The organism is Cupriavidus sp. GW822-FHT06G04, assembly GCF_058799075.1.
In genome coordinates, this window is sequence record NZ_JBXALD010000003.1 from 567,266 (window position 1) to 584,426 (window position 17,161).

Below are 17,161 nucleotides of genomic sequence, written 5' to 3' on the forward strand. Positions count from 1 at the left end.
CATGACCTCATCCGCCCCCACCTCATTTGCCACGCTGCCGCTGTCCGCGGCGATGCAGGCCACCCTCGTCCAGCTTGGCTACGACGCCATGACGCCGATCCAGGCCGCCAGCCTGCCGCTGGCGCTGGCCGGCCACGATCTGATCGCCCAGGCCCGCACCGGCAGCGGCAAGACCGCCGCGTTTGCGCTGTCGCTGCTGCACCGGCTGGATCCGCGCATGTTCGACGTCCAGGCGCTGGTGCTGTGCCCCACACGCGAACTTGCCGATCAGGTCACACAGGAAATCCGCCGTCTGGCCCGCGCCGAAGACAACGTAAAGGTGCTGACGCTGAGCGGCGGCTCGCCGATTCGTCCGCAGGTGGAAAGCCTGGTGCATGGCGCGCACGTCGTGGTCGGCACGCCGGGCCGCATCATTGATCACCTGGACCGCGGCAGCCTCGACATCAACCACATCACCACGCTGGTGCTCGACGAGGCCGACCGCATGCTCGACATGGGTTTCCATGACGACATCTCGTTCATCGCCAGCCACGCGCCGAAGGAGCGCCAGACGCTGCTGTTTTCGGCCACCTATCCGGCCGCGATCGACAAGCTGGCGCAGCGCTTCCTGCGCCAGCCGAAGACCGTGAAGGTGGAGCAGGCGCACGACGCCGGCACCATCACGCAACGCTTCTATGAAGTGCAGGAAAGCGAGCGCCTCACGGCCGTCGGCCTGCTGCTCGATCATTTCCGCCCGGCCACCACGCTGGCCTTCTGCAATACCAAGGCGCGCTGCCGCGATCTGGCCGACCTGCTGCACGCGCAGGGGTACGCCGCGCTGGCGTTGCACGGCGACCTCGATCAGCGCGATCGCGATCAGGTGCTGGTGCAGTTTGCCAATCGCAGCTGCTCGGTGCTGGTGGCTACCGACGTGGCCGCGCGCGGACTCGACATCGCGCAACTGGAGGCGGTGATCAACGCCGACGTGACGCCCGATCCCGAGGTGCATGTCCACCGCATCGGCCGTACCGGTCGCGCCGGCGAGGCCGGCTGGGCCTTCAGCTTGGTCAGCCTCGACGAAATGGGCCGCGTGGGCAATATCGAACAGCATCAGGGCGGCGAATTCGAATGGCATCCGCTGACCGAATTGACGCCGGCTGGCGGCGGGCGCTTGCTGCCGCCAATGGTGACGCTGCAGATGCTGGGCGGACGCAAGGAAAAGATCCGGCCCGGCGACATCCTCGGCGCGCTGACCGGCGAGGCCGGTTTCACGAAGGAACAGGTTGGCAAGATCAGCGTGATGGAGATGTCGACCTATATCGCCGTGGACCGCGCCATCGGCCGCGAGGCCGTCAAGCGGCTCAACGAGGGCAAAGTGAAGGGCCGCAAGGTGAAGGTCAGGATGCTGACCACCACCTGACGGCACACGCGCTTCCTGCCGGCTATTTCATGTCGATGACCAGCTTTCCCCGCACATGTCCGGCCATGTTGGTGGTCAGCGCCTGTGCGGCCCGCGCCAGCGGATAGGTGGCGTGGATATGGGTGCGCAGGTCGCCCGAACCATACAGCGCGGCCAGCGATGCGAGCAGCGGTCCGTCGGCGCGGGTGGCGAAGTTGACGCCGCGGGCGCCCACATCGCGGCCGCGCGCCGGATCCGGCTTGCTGACCGTGGACACCAGGATTCCATCCGGCTTCAGCACCGACCATGAACGGTCCTGCGTAGTGCCGCCGACGAGATCGAGCGCCAGATCGAAGGCCGCCGTGCGCGCCGCGAAATCTTCCGCCGCATAGTCGATCACTTCTGTGGCACCAAGGCCCAGCACGTAGTCCCGATTACCGGCCGATGCGGTGCCTGTCACCCGCGCGCCGGCCAGCCTGGCCAGTTGCACGGCCACGCTGCCGACCCCGCCTGCCGCCGCGTGGATCAGGACCGATTGGCCAGCCTGCAGAGCGCCGTGCTCGTGTAGCGCCTGCCAGGCCGTCAGCGACGCCGCGGGGATCGCCGCCGCCTGCTGGAAACGCATCGACGCCGGTATGCGCGCCAGCCGCGCCGCGTCGACCACGGCCTGCGTGGCATAGGCGCCAACGATGCCGATAAAGCCCATCACCTCGTCGCCCGGCGCCAGCGTGGTCACGTTGCGCCCCACCGCGATGACGGTGCCCGCGGCATCCACGCCTGGCGTGAACGGCAGCGGCAGCGGTATGAACGCCTTCATCGCACCGCTGACGATTTTCCAGTCGATCGGGTTCACCGACGCTGCCGCGACATCGATCAGCACTTCGTTATCGCCGGGAACCGGATCGTCCAGTTCTGTCAGCGACATGGCGTCTGGGCTGCCATAAGCAGCAACACGGATGGCTTTCATCAGATGCTCCGGGATGACACGCCCACCACGGGCGCATCGAGTGCAAGCGCGGCCTGCACGGGATCGAAATACTCGCGCAGGTGCGCGATCCTGCCGTCACGGGCGGTAAGGAAGACGACGTACTCTTGCCGGTAGGCGCGGCCGGTGGCGGAAATCAGGCCCTCGGCCCGCACACGCGCAACGGCGCACAGGGGGTCGTCGGTGGCGATGATCACCGGGTCGAAAAAGCGGAAGTCCTTGACTGCGCCGGCAAACCAGTTCGCGTGCCGCAATACTGCGTCGCGGCCGTCGAGCTGTAACGGATGGCCCAGGCTCGGCGCGTAAGGCAGGTCCCACACGATGTCGTCGGCGATCAGCGTCTCCCATTGCGTGGGCGCGTCGACCAGCCATTGCAGGTGTTGCTGCAAGAGTTCGGTGGCGATGCTCATGATCTGTTCTCCTGTACCGGGCAACGGTTATGCAGCCAACGGGCGGGCCGGCGTGCGACGGTTATCGAGGCTGAACGCGCCGGCGCCAAACGCCACCACCTGCAGCAGGCCGCCCGCCATCGCCAGGTTTTTCAGGAAATGGAACATCTGGTTCTGATCGCCCAGCGCGTGGTGGAAGATCAGCGCGGTCACCACCGCGTAGCCCGCCAGCAGCAGCGCCACCAGGCGCGTCTGGTAGCCCGCCGCCAGCAACGCGGCGCCCGCCAGCTCCAGTATCAGTGCGCCGATCAGCCCCAGCGCCGGCGCCGGCAAGCCCACCGACGCGATGTAGCCCATGGTGGCGGCCGGGGCCGCCAGCTTGCCGACGCCGCTGACGAGGAAAATTGCGGCCATCAGGATGCGGCCGACTGCCGGCACGACGGTGCGGCCGTCCAGACGGGCGCTAATGCCGGCGTTCAGGTTGGCGTTCAGGTTTGCATGCGGGTTGGCGTTCAGGTTCGGTTTCATGTCGTTCATCCTTTTCAAAGAGTGGATGGGCAAATCGTAGGGGCTTGACATGTATCCGGGAAGACTATATTTCTCGATGCTATCCATCTATCGGATAGATATATGCTCGATGCCGTCTCGCTGGACCAGCTCCGCACCTTCATCGCTGCGGCCGATGAGGGCAGTTTTTCCGCGGCCGGCCGCAAGCTGCGTCGTGCGCAGTCCGTGGTCAGTCATACGCTGGCCAATCTGGAGGGCCAGATCGAGGTGCAGCTATTCGATCGCAGCGGCCGCTATCCCCGGTTGACCGAGCAAGGGGCTGCGCTGCTGGCGCAGGCGCGGCTGGTGGTAGGCGGCATGGACGGCTTCAAGTCGCGGGCGCGGGCGATTGCCGATGGGCTCGAGCCGGAGCTGTCGGTGGTGGTGGACGTCATGTACCCGATGGCTTCGCTGACCGACGCCGTCGGCGCATTCCGCAGCGAATTTCCGCACACGCCGCTGCGGCTCTACGTGGAGGCGCTTGGCGCCGTGATGCAACCGGTGCTGGCGCAGGCGTGCCGGCTCGGCATCAGCGGATCAATGCCGTCAGTGCCAGATCTCCTCGATGCAGAAAAACTGCTCGATGTGCCAATGGTCACCGTGGCCGCGCCGTCGCACGCGCTGGCATCGCACACGGGCATCATTCGCGCGCGCGATCTGGTGGACCACGTCCAACTGGTGCTCACCGACCGCACGACACTGACCGAAGGCGCAACCTTCGGCGTGTTTTCGCCACAGATCTGGCGTCTCGCCGACCTTGGCGCCAAGCATGCGTTCCTGCGCGCCGGATTCGGGTGGGGACATATGCCGATGGCGATGGTCCAGGCAGACCTCGACGCGGGCGCGCTCGTGCGGCTGCAAATCGAGGCCTTCCAGCCACATACGCCGCCAATTGCCATGTTTGCGGTGTATCGGAAGGACACGCCGCCCGGCCCCGCGGGCCGCTGGTTTCTGAAGCGGTTGAAAGGCGCGGGCATCGACAACCGGCCATCTTGAGACGGATATAGAATGCTTGGCGCGCTGTCGATGGCCCGATCGCCGCGGCTTTCACGCGACGCATCGCAACCACTACCCCTTCCGATTCCGAAGATGCCGATGACCCCCGAAGTAACCGTGCGCCGCGTCGGCGCTGACGACGCCGCCGGCTACGTCGATGCGCTGGCCGATGTGCTGATCGATTGCGTCGAGGGCGGCGCGTCGGTGAGTTTTATGCTGCCGATCTCGCGCGACAAGGCGCGTGGATTCTGGCGCGGCGTTGCCGATGGTGTGGCGCGGGGCGAGCGTGTGCTGCTGATTGCCGAGGACGGCGACGGACAGGTGGTCGGCACGGTCCAGCTCATCACCGCGCAGCCTGAAAACCAGCCGCATCGCGCCGATGTTGCCAAGATGCTGGTCCATCGCAAGGCCCGCCGCCTTGGCGTTGCGCTGCGCCTGATGCAGGCGGTGGAACAAGCGGCGCGCGACGAGGGCAAACATGTGCTGGTGCTCGATACGGTGACGGGCGGCGACGCTGAACGGCTTTACGCGCGCGCCGGCTGGCAGCGCGTGGGCGTGGTGCCGAACTACGCGCTCATGCCGGACGGCGCGTTTTGCGGGACCACGTTCTACTGCAAGCAACTCGATTGAGGCGCGCGCAAAAGAAAAGCGGGCCACTGAGGGCCCGCATGTCAGCGCATCCCAGCTTGGCAGCGGTTACGCACGCTTGTAACGCTTGCCAGCATCGGCACCGATGCATTAGCTGCTTACTTCATCGACACACAGCGCGCCACGCTCACGCCACGGTCAGCCTGTTGGCAATCTTCAGTCCCGGCAGGCATTCGCTGGCAATCTGCGCCACGTGCTCGCGCGTTAGCTCGTCGCGGACCGTCCCGTGCAGGGTGCACGTGTCGTCCGCAAATTCCGCCCGGACCACGCCCGGATCGACGATGACGGCAAGCTTCTCGTCCAGCACTTCGCGCTGCTGCACGGCGCTCAGCGGCGCAACGGGGTCCATATCGGTGTTGTCGTACTGGCCCAACGACGCGGCCCCGGGCAGCGGCCGAGTATCGGACGTGGTGGCGGGTTTGGGCGGCGCCGATCCGGGTGCCACGCCATACATGCCGTAGCGCTCGACGCCGGCCGGCTCGTTGCCGCCCGACGGCACGTAGGGTGTATTGGGAATGTTGTCGTGGCTGGCGGGCTTGATCGCACGCAGCGCCTCGTCGGACTGCACCGCGGGCGCCTCACGCTGATCGTCGCGCACGCCGCTGTGGCCGCCATAGTGGTGATCGGTCAGGGTAGATTTGCGCTCGGCCATGAGCTAACTCCTTTCGACGATTCATGTGGATCATCGAATCCCTGCATCGATCATGCCAAGCGCGTCGACTCCAAGCCGTGTCGCGCCGACCTGCGATCCAGCAACGCCCCGTCGTCCGGCCGCCCATGCCACACGAGGCTGCCGATGTAGCAATGACGGGAAGGCGTGTCGTCGGCGCGAATTATCTACACATCCTCGTAACCTTCGATCACGACGATATCGGCCTGCGCGTGCGGCGCACGCAGCGCCACCAGCGCCTGATATTCCGGCGAGCGATAGCATTCGAGCGCGCGGGCGTAGCTTTCGAATTCGATGACCACGATGCGCGAGCGCGGCGTGCCTTCTACCACGGTCTTTTCGCCATTGCGCACCAGAAACCGGGCGCCGTATTTGTCGAACACAGCCTTGTTCGCCGTGATATATCCCTGATAGCCGGCAGCGTTGGCCACATCGACGGACGCCACCCAGTATCCCTTTTTCATCTGTGCTCCTTGTTCGCGCTAGATCGGCAGCGGCTTGACGCCCGGGCGCATGGTTGCGCTTTCCAGCAGTTGCTCGTGGATGAACGAATGCAGCAGCAGCGATTCGCGCTCCCCGTAGGCGTCGAATGCCACGCCGACATGGTGAAACGATTCACTCGCGTCGGCGTCGGGGTCCTCGCGGGTCAGGCCTTCCACGGAGAACTTCGTCTTGAGCCCCGCGGCGCGCAGCGTGATTTCCAGCCGCACCGTTTGACCCGGCGCGGCAAGGTCGCTCGACGCAAGCGAAACCGAAGCGCCGCCCATGCTCAGATCTGTGACCAACACGGTCTGCGACGGCGCGCCTTGCTCGGTCGAACACAGTGTGCCAATCAGCCGCACCGGCACACGGATGCTGCCGCGCATTTCGCGCGCCTCCAGATGTTGGATGTCGCCGAGCATCCAGTATGGAAACGGCGTGCGCGAGGTGGCCTCGACACGCGCGGAAAAGCTGTGGATGCTGGTGCCAGAAAAGCCGCGGAACAGCACGGTCTCGCCATCGTCGACATCGACTGGCGCGCCGGCCAGCGCGGGCCAGCCGATAAAGGCGGCGCTCTGGTTGAAACCGATCAGCCGGCTGACCGCGGCGCGGCTGGCGTCGCCGGGACGCTTGACATGCAATAGCGTGCCAACCAGCAGGCCATATCGATCGTGCCACGCCGAGCTTGGCTCGTCGGCACGCAGCGGCGCCATGTCGTCGGCCCAGAAACAGCGTCCGCCCCGCAGTACGAGCGCGCGCTCTTCGGCGGACCGGAACACGGTGCCAACGTCAGCCACCGGAAAACCCAGTTCGTCAACCAGCGCCGACTTCAGCGGGCTGCCGAGCTCGATGTCTGCGACCTGAATTTCCTTGCGCATCGATTGCACCTTTTATCCCTGGCGATCAAGCCGTTACTCTAAATTCACTTTGTGGCTTGGACAAGGCGGAATACCCGCTGTTATATTGCGTCACCCCCTTTTTGTCTTCTATTCATGGCACGCCTGCTTGCCCTCGTTGCGTGGGTCCCACTGCTTGGTGGCTGCGCCGGCGCCCCGGCGTTCGGACTGTTTGGCGCGTATTTTCCGCTCTGGCTGCTCAGCGCGCTGGTCGGCATTGTTGGCGCCGTCATCTCGTGGCGAATCTTCGTCGCGACGGGCTGGGCGCAAATCGTCCGCCTGCAACTGCTGGTGAATACCGCGATTGGCCTGATGATCGCTGAAATCGTGTGGTTGATCGGTACGGGACACATCCTATGAAAATGGCAGGCACTGGCCGCGCGCCAAAACGCGGTTATCTGATCGCACTGATTATCGTCGCGCTGGCGATAGTGCTGTCGTGGTTTGCATGGCATCGCACGGTGCGCTACCCGGCGTCGGACGATGCTTCGCTCGATGCGGACATGGTGCACGTAGCGTCTCCCGTAGGGGGACGCATCGCGCGCATTCATGTCACCGAAAATCAATCGGTGTCGAAGGGCGACGTGCTGTTCGAAATCGATCCGGTGCCCTACCGGTTGGCCGTCGCGCAGGCACAGGCCGATCTGGAACTGGCGCAGGCCACGCTTGGCACACGGCGTCGCGCCATCAACAGCGAACGCGCCACCGCGTCGGTGGCATCCGAACAGACCACGCGCGCCGAGCAGAACTACGCGCTGACCGCGCGCACCGTCGAACGCCTGCGTCCGCTTGCCGCCGACGGCTACGTGCCCCGCCAGCAGCTCGATCAGGCCGAGGTGGCCAAGCGCGATGCCGCCGTTTCGCTAAAGCAGGCGCATGTACAAGGTGCGGCCACGGCGCAGGCGGTGGGCAGCGAGGAAGGCGCGATCGCCACCGTGCACGCGCGCGAGGCTGCGCTGGCGATTGCGCAGCGCGCGCTCGACGACACCGTGGTGCGCGCACCGCACGACGGCCGCGTCAGCGGATTAACGGTGTTATCCGGCGAGGTTGTGTTGCCCAACCAGTCCTTGTTCGTGCTCGTGCATACCGGCGAATGGTTTGCGGTGGCCAATTTCCGCGAAACCCAATTGGCCGATATCGCGCCCGGCGATTGCGCCACGGTCTATTCCATGATCGACCGGCGGCAGGCATTGCGCGGCACCGTGGAAGGAATCGGTGTCGGCATCACCGACACCGACCGGATCAATCTGCCGCGCGCGCTTCCGTATGTGCAGCCATCGGTCAACTGGGTGCGCGTGGCGCGGCGTTTTCCGGTGCGCATCAAGCTGGCGTCGCCGCCGGAAAACCTTGTCCGGGTCGGCGCCAGTGCAACCGTGGAGATCCGGCATGGCGCGTCCTGCAGCTGACGCGCCCCTGCCAGATGCGGCCGATCGCGGCGGCTGGCGAGCGCCGTGGCTGGCGCGCCTGCTGGCGCCATTTCCGGGGCGCGCCGCCGCCACCACACGCATTGCCGCTGCCAGTACGCTGACCGTCCTCATCACGGCGATGTACGGCACGCCGGAGGCCGCGATCTCGGCCTACGTGATCTTCTTCATCAACCGCGCGGACCGCACCAGCAGCATCGTGATGAGCGCGGCCGCGCTGGTGCTGGTCAGCATCGTGATCGGCCTCGTGACGCTGCTGGCCGACTTCAGCGTCGATAATCCGATGTTGCGCGTGGCCTGCATGGCGGTGGTTTCGGCCGCCCTGCTGTTTCTGACGTCGGCCAGCAAGCTGCGCCCGATTGGCGCGATCATCGCGATGATCGTCGGCTTTGCACTCGACGAGCTGGGCATGGTGCCCGGCGGTGAACTGGCCACACGCGCGCTGCTGTATGCCTGGCTGATGGTCGCGATTCCGATCGGCGCCAACATTGTGGTGAACCTGCTGATCGGTGCCGCGCCGCGCCGGCTGGCCTGCGACCGGCTTGCCCAGTGCCTGCGCGTGGCCGCCCAATGCCTGCGCGATCCCGATGCCCACGGCGCCGCGCTCGATGCCAGGCTGCGCGATGGCGTTCAACCCGTAGCGGGATGGCTCACGCTGGCCCGGATCGAGGGCAACGCCAACGCGGCCGACCTTGCCGCGCTCAGGCAAGCCGCGGCCTCGACCACCGCCATTCTGCTGGCCGTTGACGCCATGCGCGGCCAGTTCGAGGCGCGGCCGCCCGCATCGTTCGCGGCGCCGATGGCGCAGACGCTCGACGACATGGCCGCGATGCTCGATGCCGGCGGCTATCCCGTCGACATCGCGCTGTCGCTGCCCGATCCCGCGGCGTTGACCATCGCGCAGCAATCCGCCGTCCACGCCCTGCGCGGCGCGATCGTGCGCTATGCGGAGCCGGATGCCGCATCGGCATCGCCCGCGACCGAAGCGGCGCCGGCCAAGCGCGGTGGCTTTCTCGATGCCGACATCTTTTCCAATCGCGCGCACGTGCACTACGCGCTGAAGACCACCGGCGCGGCGATGTTCTGCTATCTGCTGTATCAGCAACTGAACTGGCCGGGCATTCACACGTGCTTTATCACCTGCTATCTGGTGTCGCTGGGCACTGCGGCGGAAACGGTGGAAAAGCTCGCTCTGCGGCTGGCCGGTTGCCTGGTCGGCGCGATCCTCGGTATCGCTGCGATCGTGTATGTGGTGCCTTCGCTGTCGTCCGTGGGCGGCCTGCTGGCGCTGGTTTTCGTGGGGACGTGGGCGTCCGCGTGGGTCGGCCAGGGGTCGCCGCGCATTGCTTACGCGGGCTTTCAGATTGCCTTTGCCTTTTATCTCTGCGTGATCCAGGGGGCGGGCCCGGGCTTCGACCTGACCATCGCGCGCGACCGCGTGATCGGCATCGTGATCGGCAATCTGGTGGTGTACCTGGTATTCACGCGTATCTGGCCGGTCAGCATCGCTGCACGTATCGACGCCGCGTGGGCGGCGCTGAGCGAACAGTTGCTGCAATGGGTCAATGCTCGCCAGACCCAGCCGCGGCGCTTGCACGCGGCCAGCGCGCTCGCACTGCGCGGCCAGCTCGGGGAGGACCTGCAACTGGCCCGCTATGAACCGAAATCGGTCGGTCCGTCGGCCGCGTGGGTCGACGACCGGCGGCAACGCCTGCGCACGCTCGACGCCATCGCAGCGCCGCTTTTTCTGCTGGCGGAGCGATTCCCCGGCGATCCGGCGCTGGCCGCGCGCGTGCGGTCGGTGACCGACGCCGACCGCACACGCCTGACCCAACCCGCATCCGAATCCATCATCACTAACGCCGCATCCGATCCGGCGCCGCATGCCGATTCGGACGCGCAGATGCGCAACGCCTGGCTGACGACGATCGATCGACGTCTGGCCGACGGGATGGCTCGCACCGCTTCTTCCAGTTCTCATGCGCACAACTGAACCGCAGCTCTTCGATACCGGCCACCTGTCGGCACCCGCCACGCTCGCAACGCTCACCGAAACATCGCATGCGTGGCGGATCCCACCGGCGCTCGCCGCACTGGCCGCCGCGCTGTCGATGGCAGGCTGCGCCACTTCCGCGCTGGATCTTGCGCCGCCGCGCTCAGACCGGCCTTGGCAGCCGCCCACCACCGCATCCGGCGAAATCGTCGCGGGATCGGCCAGCAAGCCCGCCCCATCCGATCGGCCGTCGGACTACACGCTGCCCGCCAATCGTGCGCTGGCCACCATCGCTGCGCCGGCTGCGCTCGATCCATCGCACGCCTACACATTGGCAGAGCTGATCGATCTGGCGGAATCGTCGAATCCGCTGACACGCATCGCCTGGAACGACGCGCGCAACGCTGCGCTGGCTGCCGGCATAGCGCGCAGCAGCTATCTGCCGCAAATCTCGGCGGCCGCCATGGGCGGGTATCAGAACGGGCATCTCTCCACGCCGACGGCACTGGGACAGGCGGCCGTGGACACGTCGCATCACGGCGCGGTATCGGTGTTGTCGCTGCAGTGGCTGCTGTTCGATTTCGGCGAGCGCGCGGGCATCGTCGAAGCGGCTGAACAGGCGACGGTGGCCGCCAACATTGCGTTCACCGCGATGCACCAGCGCATCATTCACGAGGTCAGCGTGGCGTTCTATCGCTATCAGGCCGCGCGTTCGCGCTCGGGCACCGTGCAGCGCGCGATGACCAATGCCGATGCGGTGCTGGCGGCGGCCAAGGCGCGTTACCAGCGCGGCATCGGCACTGTGGTGGAAGTGGCGCAGGCCACGCAGAACCGTGCGCAAACCAATCTGGCAATGGTGCAGGCCCAAGGCGCGGAGACCGACGCCTATCTGGCACTGGTCACAGCCATCGGGATTTCACCGCTGTCGAAGCCGCGCATCGCCGAAATGCCGGTGCGCCCGCTGTCGCCCGCCTTGCGCACTTCCATCGAAGAGATCGTCGAATCCGCGATTGCGCAGCGGCCGGACGTGCTGGGCGCCTATGCGCTGGAACGCGCCAGCCAGGCGAAGGTGAAGGCGGCCGAGGCGGCGTTTATGCCAAAGGTGTTCATGTCGGCATTTGCGTCATATGCGTCCGGCGGATCGGCGATCACCGCCATTCCGCCGATCGGCCAGCAACCGCCCACCGTGAACCTCAACGGCTATCGCTACGGCAACAGCGTATTTTTGGGCGTGACCGTGCCGATCTACGACGGCGGCATGCGATCCGCGGTGCTCGCGCAGGCGCGCAACGATGTCGACAGCGCGTCGGCACGCCTGGCCCGCGCCAAACAGGAATCGGTGCGTCAGGTCGTGGTCAGCCAGAGCGCGCTGGAATCGAGCCTGGCCGCCTACGACGCCGCGCGCGCACTGGCCGATGCGGCGCAGGTCACCTACGACGCCGCGTTCGCCGCCTACAGCAAGGGCGTGGGAAGCGTAACCGAAGCCAATCTGGCGCAGAACCAACTGTTGCTGGCCCGCAATGCATCGGTCGATGCTTATAGCGGCGCCCTGGCCGCCGCCGCGTCGCTGGCGCTGGCTACCGGCGCGATCGGCTCGGCGCCTTGAACGTATGACATTGCGAATCGACCCTGGCGGATTCGCTTCGTGTCGATGCCATTTCGATAACTTTTCTTATCGCAATGGGTTTCGTACGATGCTAAACTTCCCGCCATGAAAAATGGCTCGTCCCTCGATCCCCTGAAGTTTCCCGATGCCGCGTCGCTGGCGGCGCTGCGCGCCTGGCATGCGGGCTTGTCCACGCGGGCGGCGGTTGCGCAATACCTCGATGGCGACCGCTCGCACGGGCAATCGTCGCGCGGGATCCTGGGAGCGATTCGCCGGCGTCTGGCCGCCTACGCGCGCTACCGTTTGCGCGAGGATCTGGCCGCGTTGTTCGAATTTCCCGCCGCCGAACGCGCGCAGTTGGGCAGATCGGCCGATCAGGCCATCGAGACGCTGCGCGCCCTGCCGCCGCCTGCGCCGGCGATTGCCGACGACATCGGCATGTGGCTGGCGCCGTCGGCAGTAGCGGCGCTGCGCGCGCAGGATATCCATACGCTGGCCGATCTCACCGTGCGGATACCGCGCCGCCGGCAATGGTGGTCAACCATTCCCGGTCTTGGCGTCAACGGCGCGCGCCGCATCGAAGCGTTCTTTGCCGCGCACCCCGAACTGACGGCCCGCGCCCGCGCGCTGATCGCCACGGAGCCGCGCGGCGTGATCGTCCCGTGGGAGCAGATGGGCCGGCTTGCGCACGAAGTCGATGGATCGCTCGGCCAGTTCCGCGCGCCGCGCGAGACCTGTTCGCTCAATGCCGACAACGACTATGCCGCGGTGCAGGCGTGGCTCGGGCTGCATGAATCGCCCGCCACGCAACGCGCCTATCGCAAGGAAGCCGAGCGGCTGATGCTGTGGGCCATCATCGAGCGCGGCCGGCCGCTGTCGTCGCTGACCACCGAGGACGCCACCGCCTATCGGAATTTCCTGCGCCAGCCCGCCCCGCGCGAGCGCTGGGTCGGGCCCGCGCGCCCGCGCAGCGCCGCCGACTGGAAACCGTTTACCGATGCGTTGTCGCCGCGCTCGGCGGCCTACGCGCTGCAGGTGCTGGGCGCGCTGTTCCGCTGGCTGGTGCAGCAGCGCTACGTGCTGGCCAATCCGTTTGCCGGCCTGAAGGTACGCGGCGGCAGCAAGGCGGCGGCGCTGGACATCTCGCACGCGTTTTCCGAAGGCGAATGGATGATTACGCGCAGCATCGCGGATGGACTCGAATGGTCATACGGCTGGGAGGCCCCGGCCGCGCAACGCCTGCGCTTCATTCTCGATTTCACCTACGCCACGGGGCTGCGCGCCAGCGAACTGGTGGGCGCCACGCTGCGCAATATCGAAACCGACGTGCATGGCGATCATTGGCTCGCGCTGGTCGGCAAGGGGGCCAAGGCAGGCAGGGTTGCACTGCCGCCGATGGCGCGCAATGCGCTGGATCGGTATCTGGTCGAGCGTGGTCTGCCGGTGACGCGCGCGCACTGGAATCCGGACCTGCCGATCGTCGGCAGCCTTGGCCCGGAAGAAAGCGGCGGGATCACCGGCGCGCGGTTATGGATGGTGATCAAGCGCTTTTTCGGGACCGCGGCAGACCTGCTGGAAGCGGAACGTCCTGCCACCGCGGAAAAACTGCGCAAGGCCAGCCCGCACTGGCTGCGCCACACGCATGCCACGCACGCGCTGGCGCGTGGCGCGGAACTGACCACCGTGCGCGACAACCTGCGGCACGCGTCCGTATCGACCACATCGCTCTATCTGCACGGCGACAGCATCAAGCGCGCGCGGCAGATGGAGGACGCGTTCGGGTAGGCGTCCGGGCGGTGGCGCGCTTGTTGCGCGGTGCGCCGAATACACGCCCTGAAACAGGGCGCCTCGGAAGGATCGGATAGCATAGGCTCCGGAGAAACGCTTTCACCCCCGTTCAATGATCGTTGCATCGAAGCCAAACGCTACCACCGCGCATGCTCGCGCCCTTCCCTCGTTTGTGTCCCGTTTCGCGCGTCTGGGCGCCGTATGGCTGTGCTGCGCAGCCACCAGTGCACTGGCGCAGCAGCCCGCGCCGCTGTGGTTTGTCGACGGGCGGCCGACACAGGCCGCACAGGCTGCCGTCAAGACGCTCGCCAATGCCGGCACCGAGGGCCTGGAGCCGCGCGACTACGATGCGGACGGCCTGCAACGCACGCTCAAGCACGCCATCGACGACCCCGCGCTGCCCGCCGACGCAGTGCAGCGTATCGATGGCACGCTGACTGCATCGGTCTCGCGCTATCTTGCGGATCTACACAAGGGGCGCGTCGATCCGCGCAAGGTCGGCGCCAATTTTTCGACGATCGACGCCAACGCATCGTTCGATGCCGGCCGCTACCTGCGCGACGCCCTGGCGGCCAACCGGCTGGCCGAAGCGCTGCGCGACGCCGCACCGTCATTCCCGCTGTACGGCACGCTGCGCGACGCGCTGGCGCGCTATCGCACCCTGAGCGCGCTGCCCGATTGGGATCGCCCGTTGCCGACACCGCCCGGCGGCAAGCTCACCGCAGGCCAGCCCTATGCCGGCCTGGCACAACTGGCGCAGCGCCTGGAAGCGCTGGGCGACTTGCCGCAAGGCACGAAACTGCCGCAGCACTACGAAGGCGCGCTGGTTAGCGCAGTGAAGTCGTTCCAGACGCGCCATGCGCTGGACGCCGACGGCGTGATCGGCGTCGGCACGCTGGCGCAGCTCAATGTGTCGCCGGCCGCGCGCGCGCGGCAGATCGCGCTGACCATGGAGCGCCTGCGCTGGACGCCGCTGACCGGAGGGCCGCGCATGATCGTGGTGAACGTACCCGAGTTCATGCTGCGCGCCTATGACTACCAGGACGGCAAACTCGACATCCAGCTTGAAATGAAGGTGATAGTCGGCAAGGCGCTCGATACGCGCACGCCGCTATTCAAGGAGGACATGCGCTATATCGAATTCAGCCCGTACTGGAACGTGCCGAGTTCGATCGCGCGCCGCGAGGTCATTCCGCATGCGCAACGCGACCCGTCGTACTTCTCGCGCCAGGGCTTCGAATTCGTCTTCGGCAACCAGGCCAGCGCAGCGCTGAACCAGGCCAATATCGACGCCGTGCTGCATGGACAGGCGCGCATCCGCCAGCGGCCCGGGCCGCTCAATGCGCTGGGCGACATCAAGTTCGTGTTCCCCAACAACCAGGCCATCTACCTGCACCACACGCCGGCGCCGCAACTGTTCAGCCGCGGCCGCCGCGACTTCAGCCACGGCTGCATCCGCGTGGAAGCGCCGGTGGCGCTGGCTCAGTTCGCCATGCAGGGGATGCCCGAATGGACCGAGACGCGTATCCGTGAGGCAATGACGGCCGGCAAGTCGAAAACCGTGGCGCTGCGGGAGCCGGTTCCGGTGGTGCTGGCTTATGGCACGGCCATTGCGCGTGCCGATGGCCGGGTATACTTCGTGCCGGACATTTATGGTCAGGACAAATTGCTGGACCAGGCGCTGCGGCAGCGCACGTCCAGCAAGCCTGCCGCCCGGCCTTCCTGAATGCCGCTACCGTTGTAAAAATCTCCATGCCTCAAATCGATTCCTCACCGCGTCGCCGTTTTTTGCATCGCACTGGCGGCATCGCGCTGGGCGCCGGTGTCGCCGCATTTGCCGGACTGTCAGCGCGCAGCGCGCAGGCGGCGCTGCCGACTGACGCGCGTTCGCTGGCGTTCGATCACACGCACACGGGCGAGAGCGTCTCGCTGGTCTATGCGATAGGCGACCAGGTGCTACCGCAGGCACAGCGCACGCTCAACCATTTCCTGCGCGACCATTACTCCGGCACCGTGGGGCAGATCGATCCGCAACTGTTTGGCCTGCTGTTCGCGCTGCGCCGCGAAGTCGGCAGCGACGCGCCGTTCCAGGTGATTTCCGGCTATCGCTGCCCCGCCACCAACGACCGCCTGCGCCGCACGCGCGGCGGCGGCGTGGCCAAGCGCAGCCTGCATATGGACGGCATGGCGATCGATATTCGCCTGCCCGGCGTGCCCCTGGCGGATCTGCGCGACGCCGCGCAATCGCTGCAAGCCGGCGGCGTAGGCTTCTACGCGTCGGACAATTTCATCCACGTGGACACCGGGCGCGTGCGGCACTGGGGCTAAACGCCCGACCCGCGCGCCGCGCCACCTACGCACCCACGCAACTACGCGCGCGCCTCGCGCCGCATCGCCTGCGGTGGCAGGCCAAAGCCGCGCATAAACGCTTCGCGCAGATGACGCCGGTCGCGAAAGCCGGTCTCCTTCGCCACCACATCGAACGAATGCCGGCTTTGTTCGATCATCAGCCGCGCGGCTTCCAGACGCAGACCTTCGATGGCCTTGGCTGGCGATTGTCCGGTTTCCGCGGAGAACACGCGGCTAAACTGGCGCGGACTCAAATGCACGGCTTCGGCCAGATCCTCCACCGTAAGCGCGCGATGCAGGTGCTTGCGCGCATAGTCGAGCGCGCGCTGAATCCGATCCGATTTCGGCGCCAGATCGAGCAACTCCGAATGCTGCGATTGGCCGCCTGAGCGACGCTGGTGCATGACCAGCTTGTGCGCCACCGACCGCGCGATATCGGCGCCCAGGTCTTTTTCCACCATCGCCAACGTCAGATCGAGTCCCGCGGTCATTCCCGCGGAGGTCCAGATCGGCCCGTCGACAATGTAGATGCGGTCGTCCTCTACATGGATATCGGGATGCCGGCGCTGCATTTCGCGGGCATAGGCCCAGTGCGTGGTGGCGCGGCGGCCGTCGAGCAATTGCGATTCCGCCAGCACGAACGCACCCGTGCAGATCGACGCCACACGCCGCGCGCGCGGTGCGGCCTTGCGGATGAAGCGCAGCATCGCTTCGGGCGTCGGGTCCGCCAGCGGATCGGCAACTCCCGCCACGACCCAGGTATCGACTGCGCTGCGTAGGCTGGCGGCGCGCGTGTCGACGCGCATGCCCAGCGACGAACCCGTTTGCCCGCCATCCATCGAGAAATTGTCGATCCGGTAAAACGGCTGCCCGACCACCATATTGGCGTACTCGAACACGCTTTGCGCGGCCAGCGCCATCACCTGGAAGCCATCCATCAAGAGAAATCCCACGCGGTGCATGTTTCGGCTCCAATTTTTTCGATGTCCTGAAACGTGACTATATACGTCATT

The 17,161-nt window shown here is 66.4% G+C and carries 17 protein-coding genes; 10 read left to right on the forward strand and 7 right to left on the reverse strand.

Annotated features, from left to right (window positions below; all coding sequences use genetic code 11):
• The first annotated feature begins 1 nt into the window (after position 1).
• Positions 2-1,399, forward strand: a complete 1,398-nt coding sequence (gene dbpA, locus AC1RKI_RS09895; protein WP_492797522.1) for an ATP-dependent RNA helicase DbpA — start codon at positions 2-4, stop codon at positions 1,397-1,399.
• A gap of 22 nt (positions 1,400-1,421) precedes the next feature.
• Here the strand turns inward: dbpA and AC1RKI_RS09900 are convergent, their stop codons facing one another.
• From AC1RKI_RS09900 to AC1RKI_RS09910, 3 genes are read right to left on the reverse strand one after another with little or no spacing between them, the layout of a single operon-like run.
• A complete protein-coding gene (locus tag AC1RKI_RS09900; RefSeq protein ID WP_492797520.1) occupies positions 1,422-2,345 on the reverse strand; it encodes an NADP-dependent oxidoreductase in 924 nt (307 codons plus the stop codon).
• On the reverse strand, positions 2,345-2,773 hold the full coding sequence (locus AC1RKI_RS09905) for a nuclear transport factor 2 family protein (RefSeq protein ID WP_061959305.1): 429 nt from the start codon (positions 2,771-2,773) through the stop codon (positions 2,345-2,347). The genes AC1RKI_RS09900 and AC1RKI_RS09905 overlap by 1 nt, the downstream gene beginning before the upstream one ends.
• A gap of 27 nt (positions 2,774-2,800) precedes the next feature.
• Positions 2,801-3,280: a DoxX family protein gene (locus tag AC1RKI_RS09910; RefSeq protein ID WP_492797518.1), complete on the reverse strand. Its 480-nt coding sequence runs from the start codon at positions 3,278-3,280 to the stop codon at positions 2,801-2,803.
• Positions 3,281-3,382: 102 nt separating this feature from the next.
• Here AC1RKI_RS09910 and AC1RKI_RS09915 point away from each other — a divergent pair, with 102 nt between their 5' ends.
• Positions 3,383-4,294: a LysR family transcriptional regulator gene (locus tag AC1RKI_RS09915; protein WP_227461174.1), complete on the forward strand. Its 912-nt coding sequence runs from the start codon at positions 3,383-3,385 to the stop codon at positions 4,292-4,294.
• A 99-nt stretch (positions 4,295-4,393) separates the two neighbouring features.
• Complete coding sequence (locus AC1RKI_RS09920; RefSeq protein ID WP_061959308.1) at positions 4,394-4,924, forward strand: GNAT family N-acetyltransferase; 531 nt, start codon at positions 4,394-4,396, stop codon at positions 4,922-4,924.
• Positions 4,925-5,069: 145 nt separating this feature from the next.
• Here AC1RKI_RS09920 and AC1RKI_RS09925 read toward each other — a convergent pair whose 3' ends face one another.
• From AC1RKI_RS09925 to AC1RKI_RS09935, 3 genes are all read right to left on the reverse strand, one after another.
• Positions 5,070-5,594, reverse strand: a complete 525-nt coding sequence (locus AC1RKI_RS09925; RefSeq protein WP_492797516.1) for a hypothetical protein — start codon at positions 5,592-5,594, stop codon at positions 5,070-5,072.
• 185 nt (positions 5,595-5,779) lie between these two features.
• On the reverse strand, positions 5,780-6,076 hold the full coding sequence (locus tag AC1RKI_RS09930; protein ID WP_061959302.1) for a DUF1330 domain-containing protein: 297 nt from the start codon (positions 6,074-6,076) through the stop codon (positions 5,780-5,782).
• 18 nt (positions 6,077-6,094) lie between these two features.
• The gene (locus tag AC1RKI_RS09935) at positions 6,095-6,970 is read right to left on the reverse strand and encodes a flagellar brake domain-containing protein (RefSeq protein ID WP_244788995.1); all 876 of its coding nucleotides are present in this window, start codon (positions 6,968-6,970) and stop codon (positions 6,095-6,097) included.
• A 114-nt stretch (positions 6,971-7,084) separates the two neighbouring features.
• Here AC1RKI_RS09935 and AC1RKI_RS09940 point away from each other — a divergent pair, with 114 nt between their 5' ends.
• The 7 genes from AC1RKI_RS09940 to mepK all read left to right on the forward strand — a co-directional run bounded on the left by AC1RKI_RS09940 (position 7,085) and on the right by mepK (position 16,127).
• On the forward strand, positions 7,085-7,348 hold the full coding sequence (locus AC1RKI_RS09940) for a hypothetical protein (protein WP_061959300.1): 264 nt from the start codon (positions 7,085-7,087) through the stop codon (positions 7,346-7,348).
• Positions 7,345-8,394 (forward strand): multidrug transporter subunit MdtN, encoded by a 1,050-nt coding sequence (gene mdtN / locus AC1RKI_RS09945; RefSeq protein ID WP_492797513.1) that lies wholly within the window; start codon positions 7,345-7,347, stop codon positions 8,392-8,394. Before AC1RKI_RS09940 ends, mdtN begins: the two co-directional genes overlap by 4 nt.
• Positions 8,375-10,405, forward strand: coding sequence for an FUSC family protein (locus AC1RKI_RS09950; protein ID WP_492797512.1), 2,031 nt, complete (start codon positions 8,375-8,377; stop codon positions 10,403-10,405). The genes mdtN and AC1RKI_RS09950 overlap by 20 nt, the downstream gene beginning before the upstream one ends.
• Before the next feature lie 118 nt (positions 10,406-10,523).
• Positions 10,524-12,011 (forward strand): TolC family protein, encoded by a 1,488-nt coding sequence (locus tag AC1RKI_RS09955; RefSeq protein ID WP_200899083.1) that lies wholly within the window; start codon positions 10,524-10,526, stop codon positions 12,009-12,011.
• Positions 12,012-12,116: 105 nt separating this feature from the next.
• Entirely contained in the window at positions 12,117-13,796 is a 1,680-nt protein-coding gene (locus tag AC1RKI_RS09960; protein WP_492797510.1) for a site-specific integrase, read from the forward strand.
• Between the two features lie 115 nt (positions 13,797-13,911).
• The gene (locus AC1RKI_RS09965) at positions 13,912-15,525 is read left to right on the forward strand and encodes a L,D-transpeptidase family protein (RefSeq protein ID WP_492797508.1); all 1,614 of its coding nucleotides are present in this window, start codon (positions 13,912-13,914) and stop codon (positions 15,523-15,525) included.
• Positions 15,526-15,551: 26 nt separating this feature from the next.
• Complete coding sequence (gene mepK, locus AC1RKI_RS09970; protein WP_227461179.1) at positions 15,552-16,127, forward strand: peptidoglycan L,D-endopeptidase MepK; 576 nt, start codon at positions 15,552-15,554, stop codon at positions 16,125-16,127.
• 41 nt (positions 16,128-16,168) lie between these two features.
• Here the strand turns inward: mepK and AC1RKI_RS09975 are convergent, their stop codons facing one another.
• Positions 16,169-17,110 carry a GlxA family transcriptional regulator gene (locus AC1RKI_RS09975; RefSeq protein WP_492797506.1) on the reverse strand — a complete coding sequence of 314 codons (942 nt, stop codon included), beginning with the start codon at positions 17,108-17,110 and terminating at the stop codon, positions 16,169-16,171.
• Positions 17,111-17,161 lie beyond the last annotated feature (51 nt).

What these genes read in the sequence shown, in the direction of transcription:
- dbpA (WP_492797522.1), top strand. Translation starts at nt 2, where the DNA reads ATGACCTCATCCGCCCCCACCTCATTTGCCACGCTGCCGCTGTCCGCG.
- AC1RKI_RS09900 (WP_492797520.1), bottom strand. Translation starts at nt 2,345, where the DNA reads ATGAAAGCCATCCGTGTTGCTGCTTATGGCAGCCCAGACGCCATGTCG.
- AC1RKI_RS09905 (WP_061959305.1), bottom strand. Translation starts at nt 2,773, where the DNA reads ATGAGCATCGCCACCGAACTCTTGCAGCAACACCTGCAATGGCTGGTC.
- AC1RKI_RS09910 (WP_492797518.1), bottom strand. Translation starts at nt 3,280, where the DNA reads ATGAAACCGAACCTGAACGCCAACCCGCATGCAAACCTGAACGCCAAC.
- AC1RKI_RS09915 (WP_227461174.1), top strand. Translation starts at nt 3,383, where the DNA reads ATGCTCGATGCCGTCTCGCTGGACCAGCTCCGCACCTTCATCGCTGCG.
- AC1RKI_RS09920 (WP_061959308.1), top strand. Translation starts at nt 4,394, where the DNA reads ATGACCCCCGAAGTAACCGTGCGCCGCGTCGGCGCTGACGACGCCGCC.
- AC1RKI_RS09925 (WP_492797516.1), bottom strand. Translation starts at nt 5,594, where the DNA reads ATGGCCGAGCGCAAATCTACCCTGACCGATCACCACTATGGCGGCCAC.
- AC1RKI_RS09930 (WP_061959302.1), bottom strand. Translation starts at nt 6,076, where the DNA reads ATGAAAAAGGGATACTGGGTGGCGTCCGTCGATGTGGCCAACGCTGCC.
- AC1RKI_RS09935 (WP_244788995.1), bottom strand. Translation starts at nt 6,970, where the DNA reads ATGCGCAAGGAAATTCAGGTCGCAGACATCGAGCTCGGCAGCCCGCTG.
- AC1RKI_RS09940 (WP_061959300.1), top strand. Translation starts at nt 7,085, where the DNA reads ATGGCACGCCTGCTTGCCCTCGTTGCGTGGGTCCCACTGCTTGGTGGC.
- mdtN (WP_492797513.1), top strand. Translation starts at nt 7,345, where the DNA reads ATGAAAATGGCAGGCACTGGCCGCGCGCCAAAACGCGGTTATCTGATC.
- AC1RKI_RS09950 (WP_492797512.1), top strand. Translation starts at nt 8,375, where the DNA reads ATGGCGCGTCCTGCAGCTGACGCGCCCCTGCCAGATGCGGCCGATCGC.
- AC1RKI_RS09955 (WP_200899083.1), top strand. Translation starts at nt 10,524, where the DNA reads ATGGCAGGCTGCGCCACTTCCGCGCTGGATCTTGCGCCGCCGCGCTCA.
- AC1RKI_RS09960 (WP_492797510.1), top strand. Translation starts at nt 12,117, where the DNA reads ATGAAAAATGGCTCGTCCCTCGATCCCCTGAAGTTTCCCGATGCCGCG.
- AC1RKI_RS09965 (WP_492797508.1), top strand. Translation starts at nt 13,912, where the DNA reads ATGATCGTTGCATCGAAGCCAAACGCTACCACCGCGCATGCTCGCGCC.
- mepK (WP_227461179.1), top strand. Translation starts at nt 15,552, where the DNA reads ATGCCTCAAATCGATTCCTCACCGCGTCGCCGTTTTTTGCATCGCACT.
- AC1RKI_RS09975 (WP_492797506.1), bottom strand. Translation starts at nt 17,110, where the DNA reads ATGCACCGCGTGGGATTTCTCTTGATGGATGGCTTCCAGGTGATGGCG.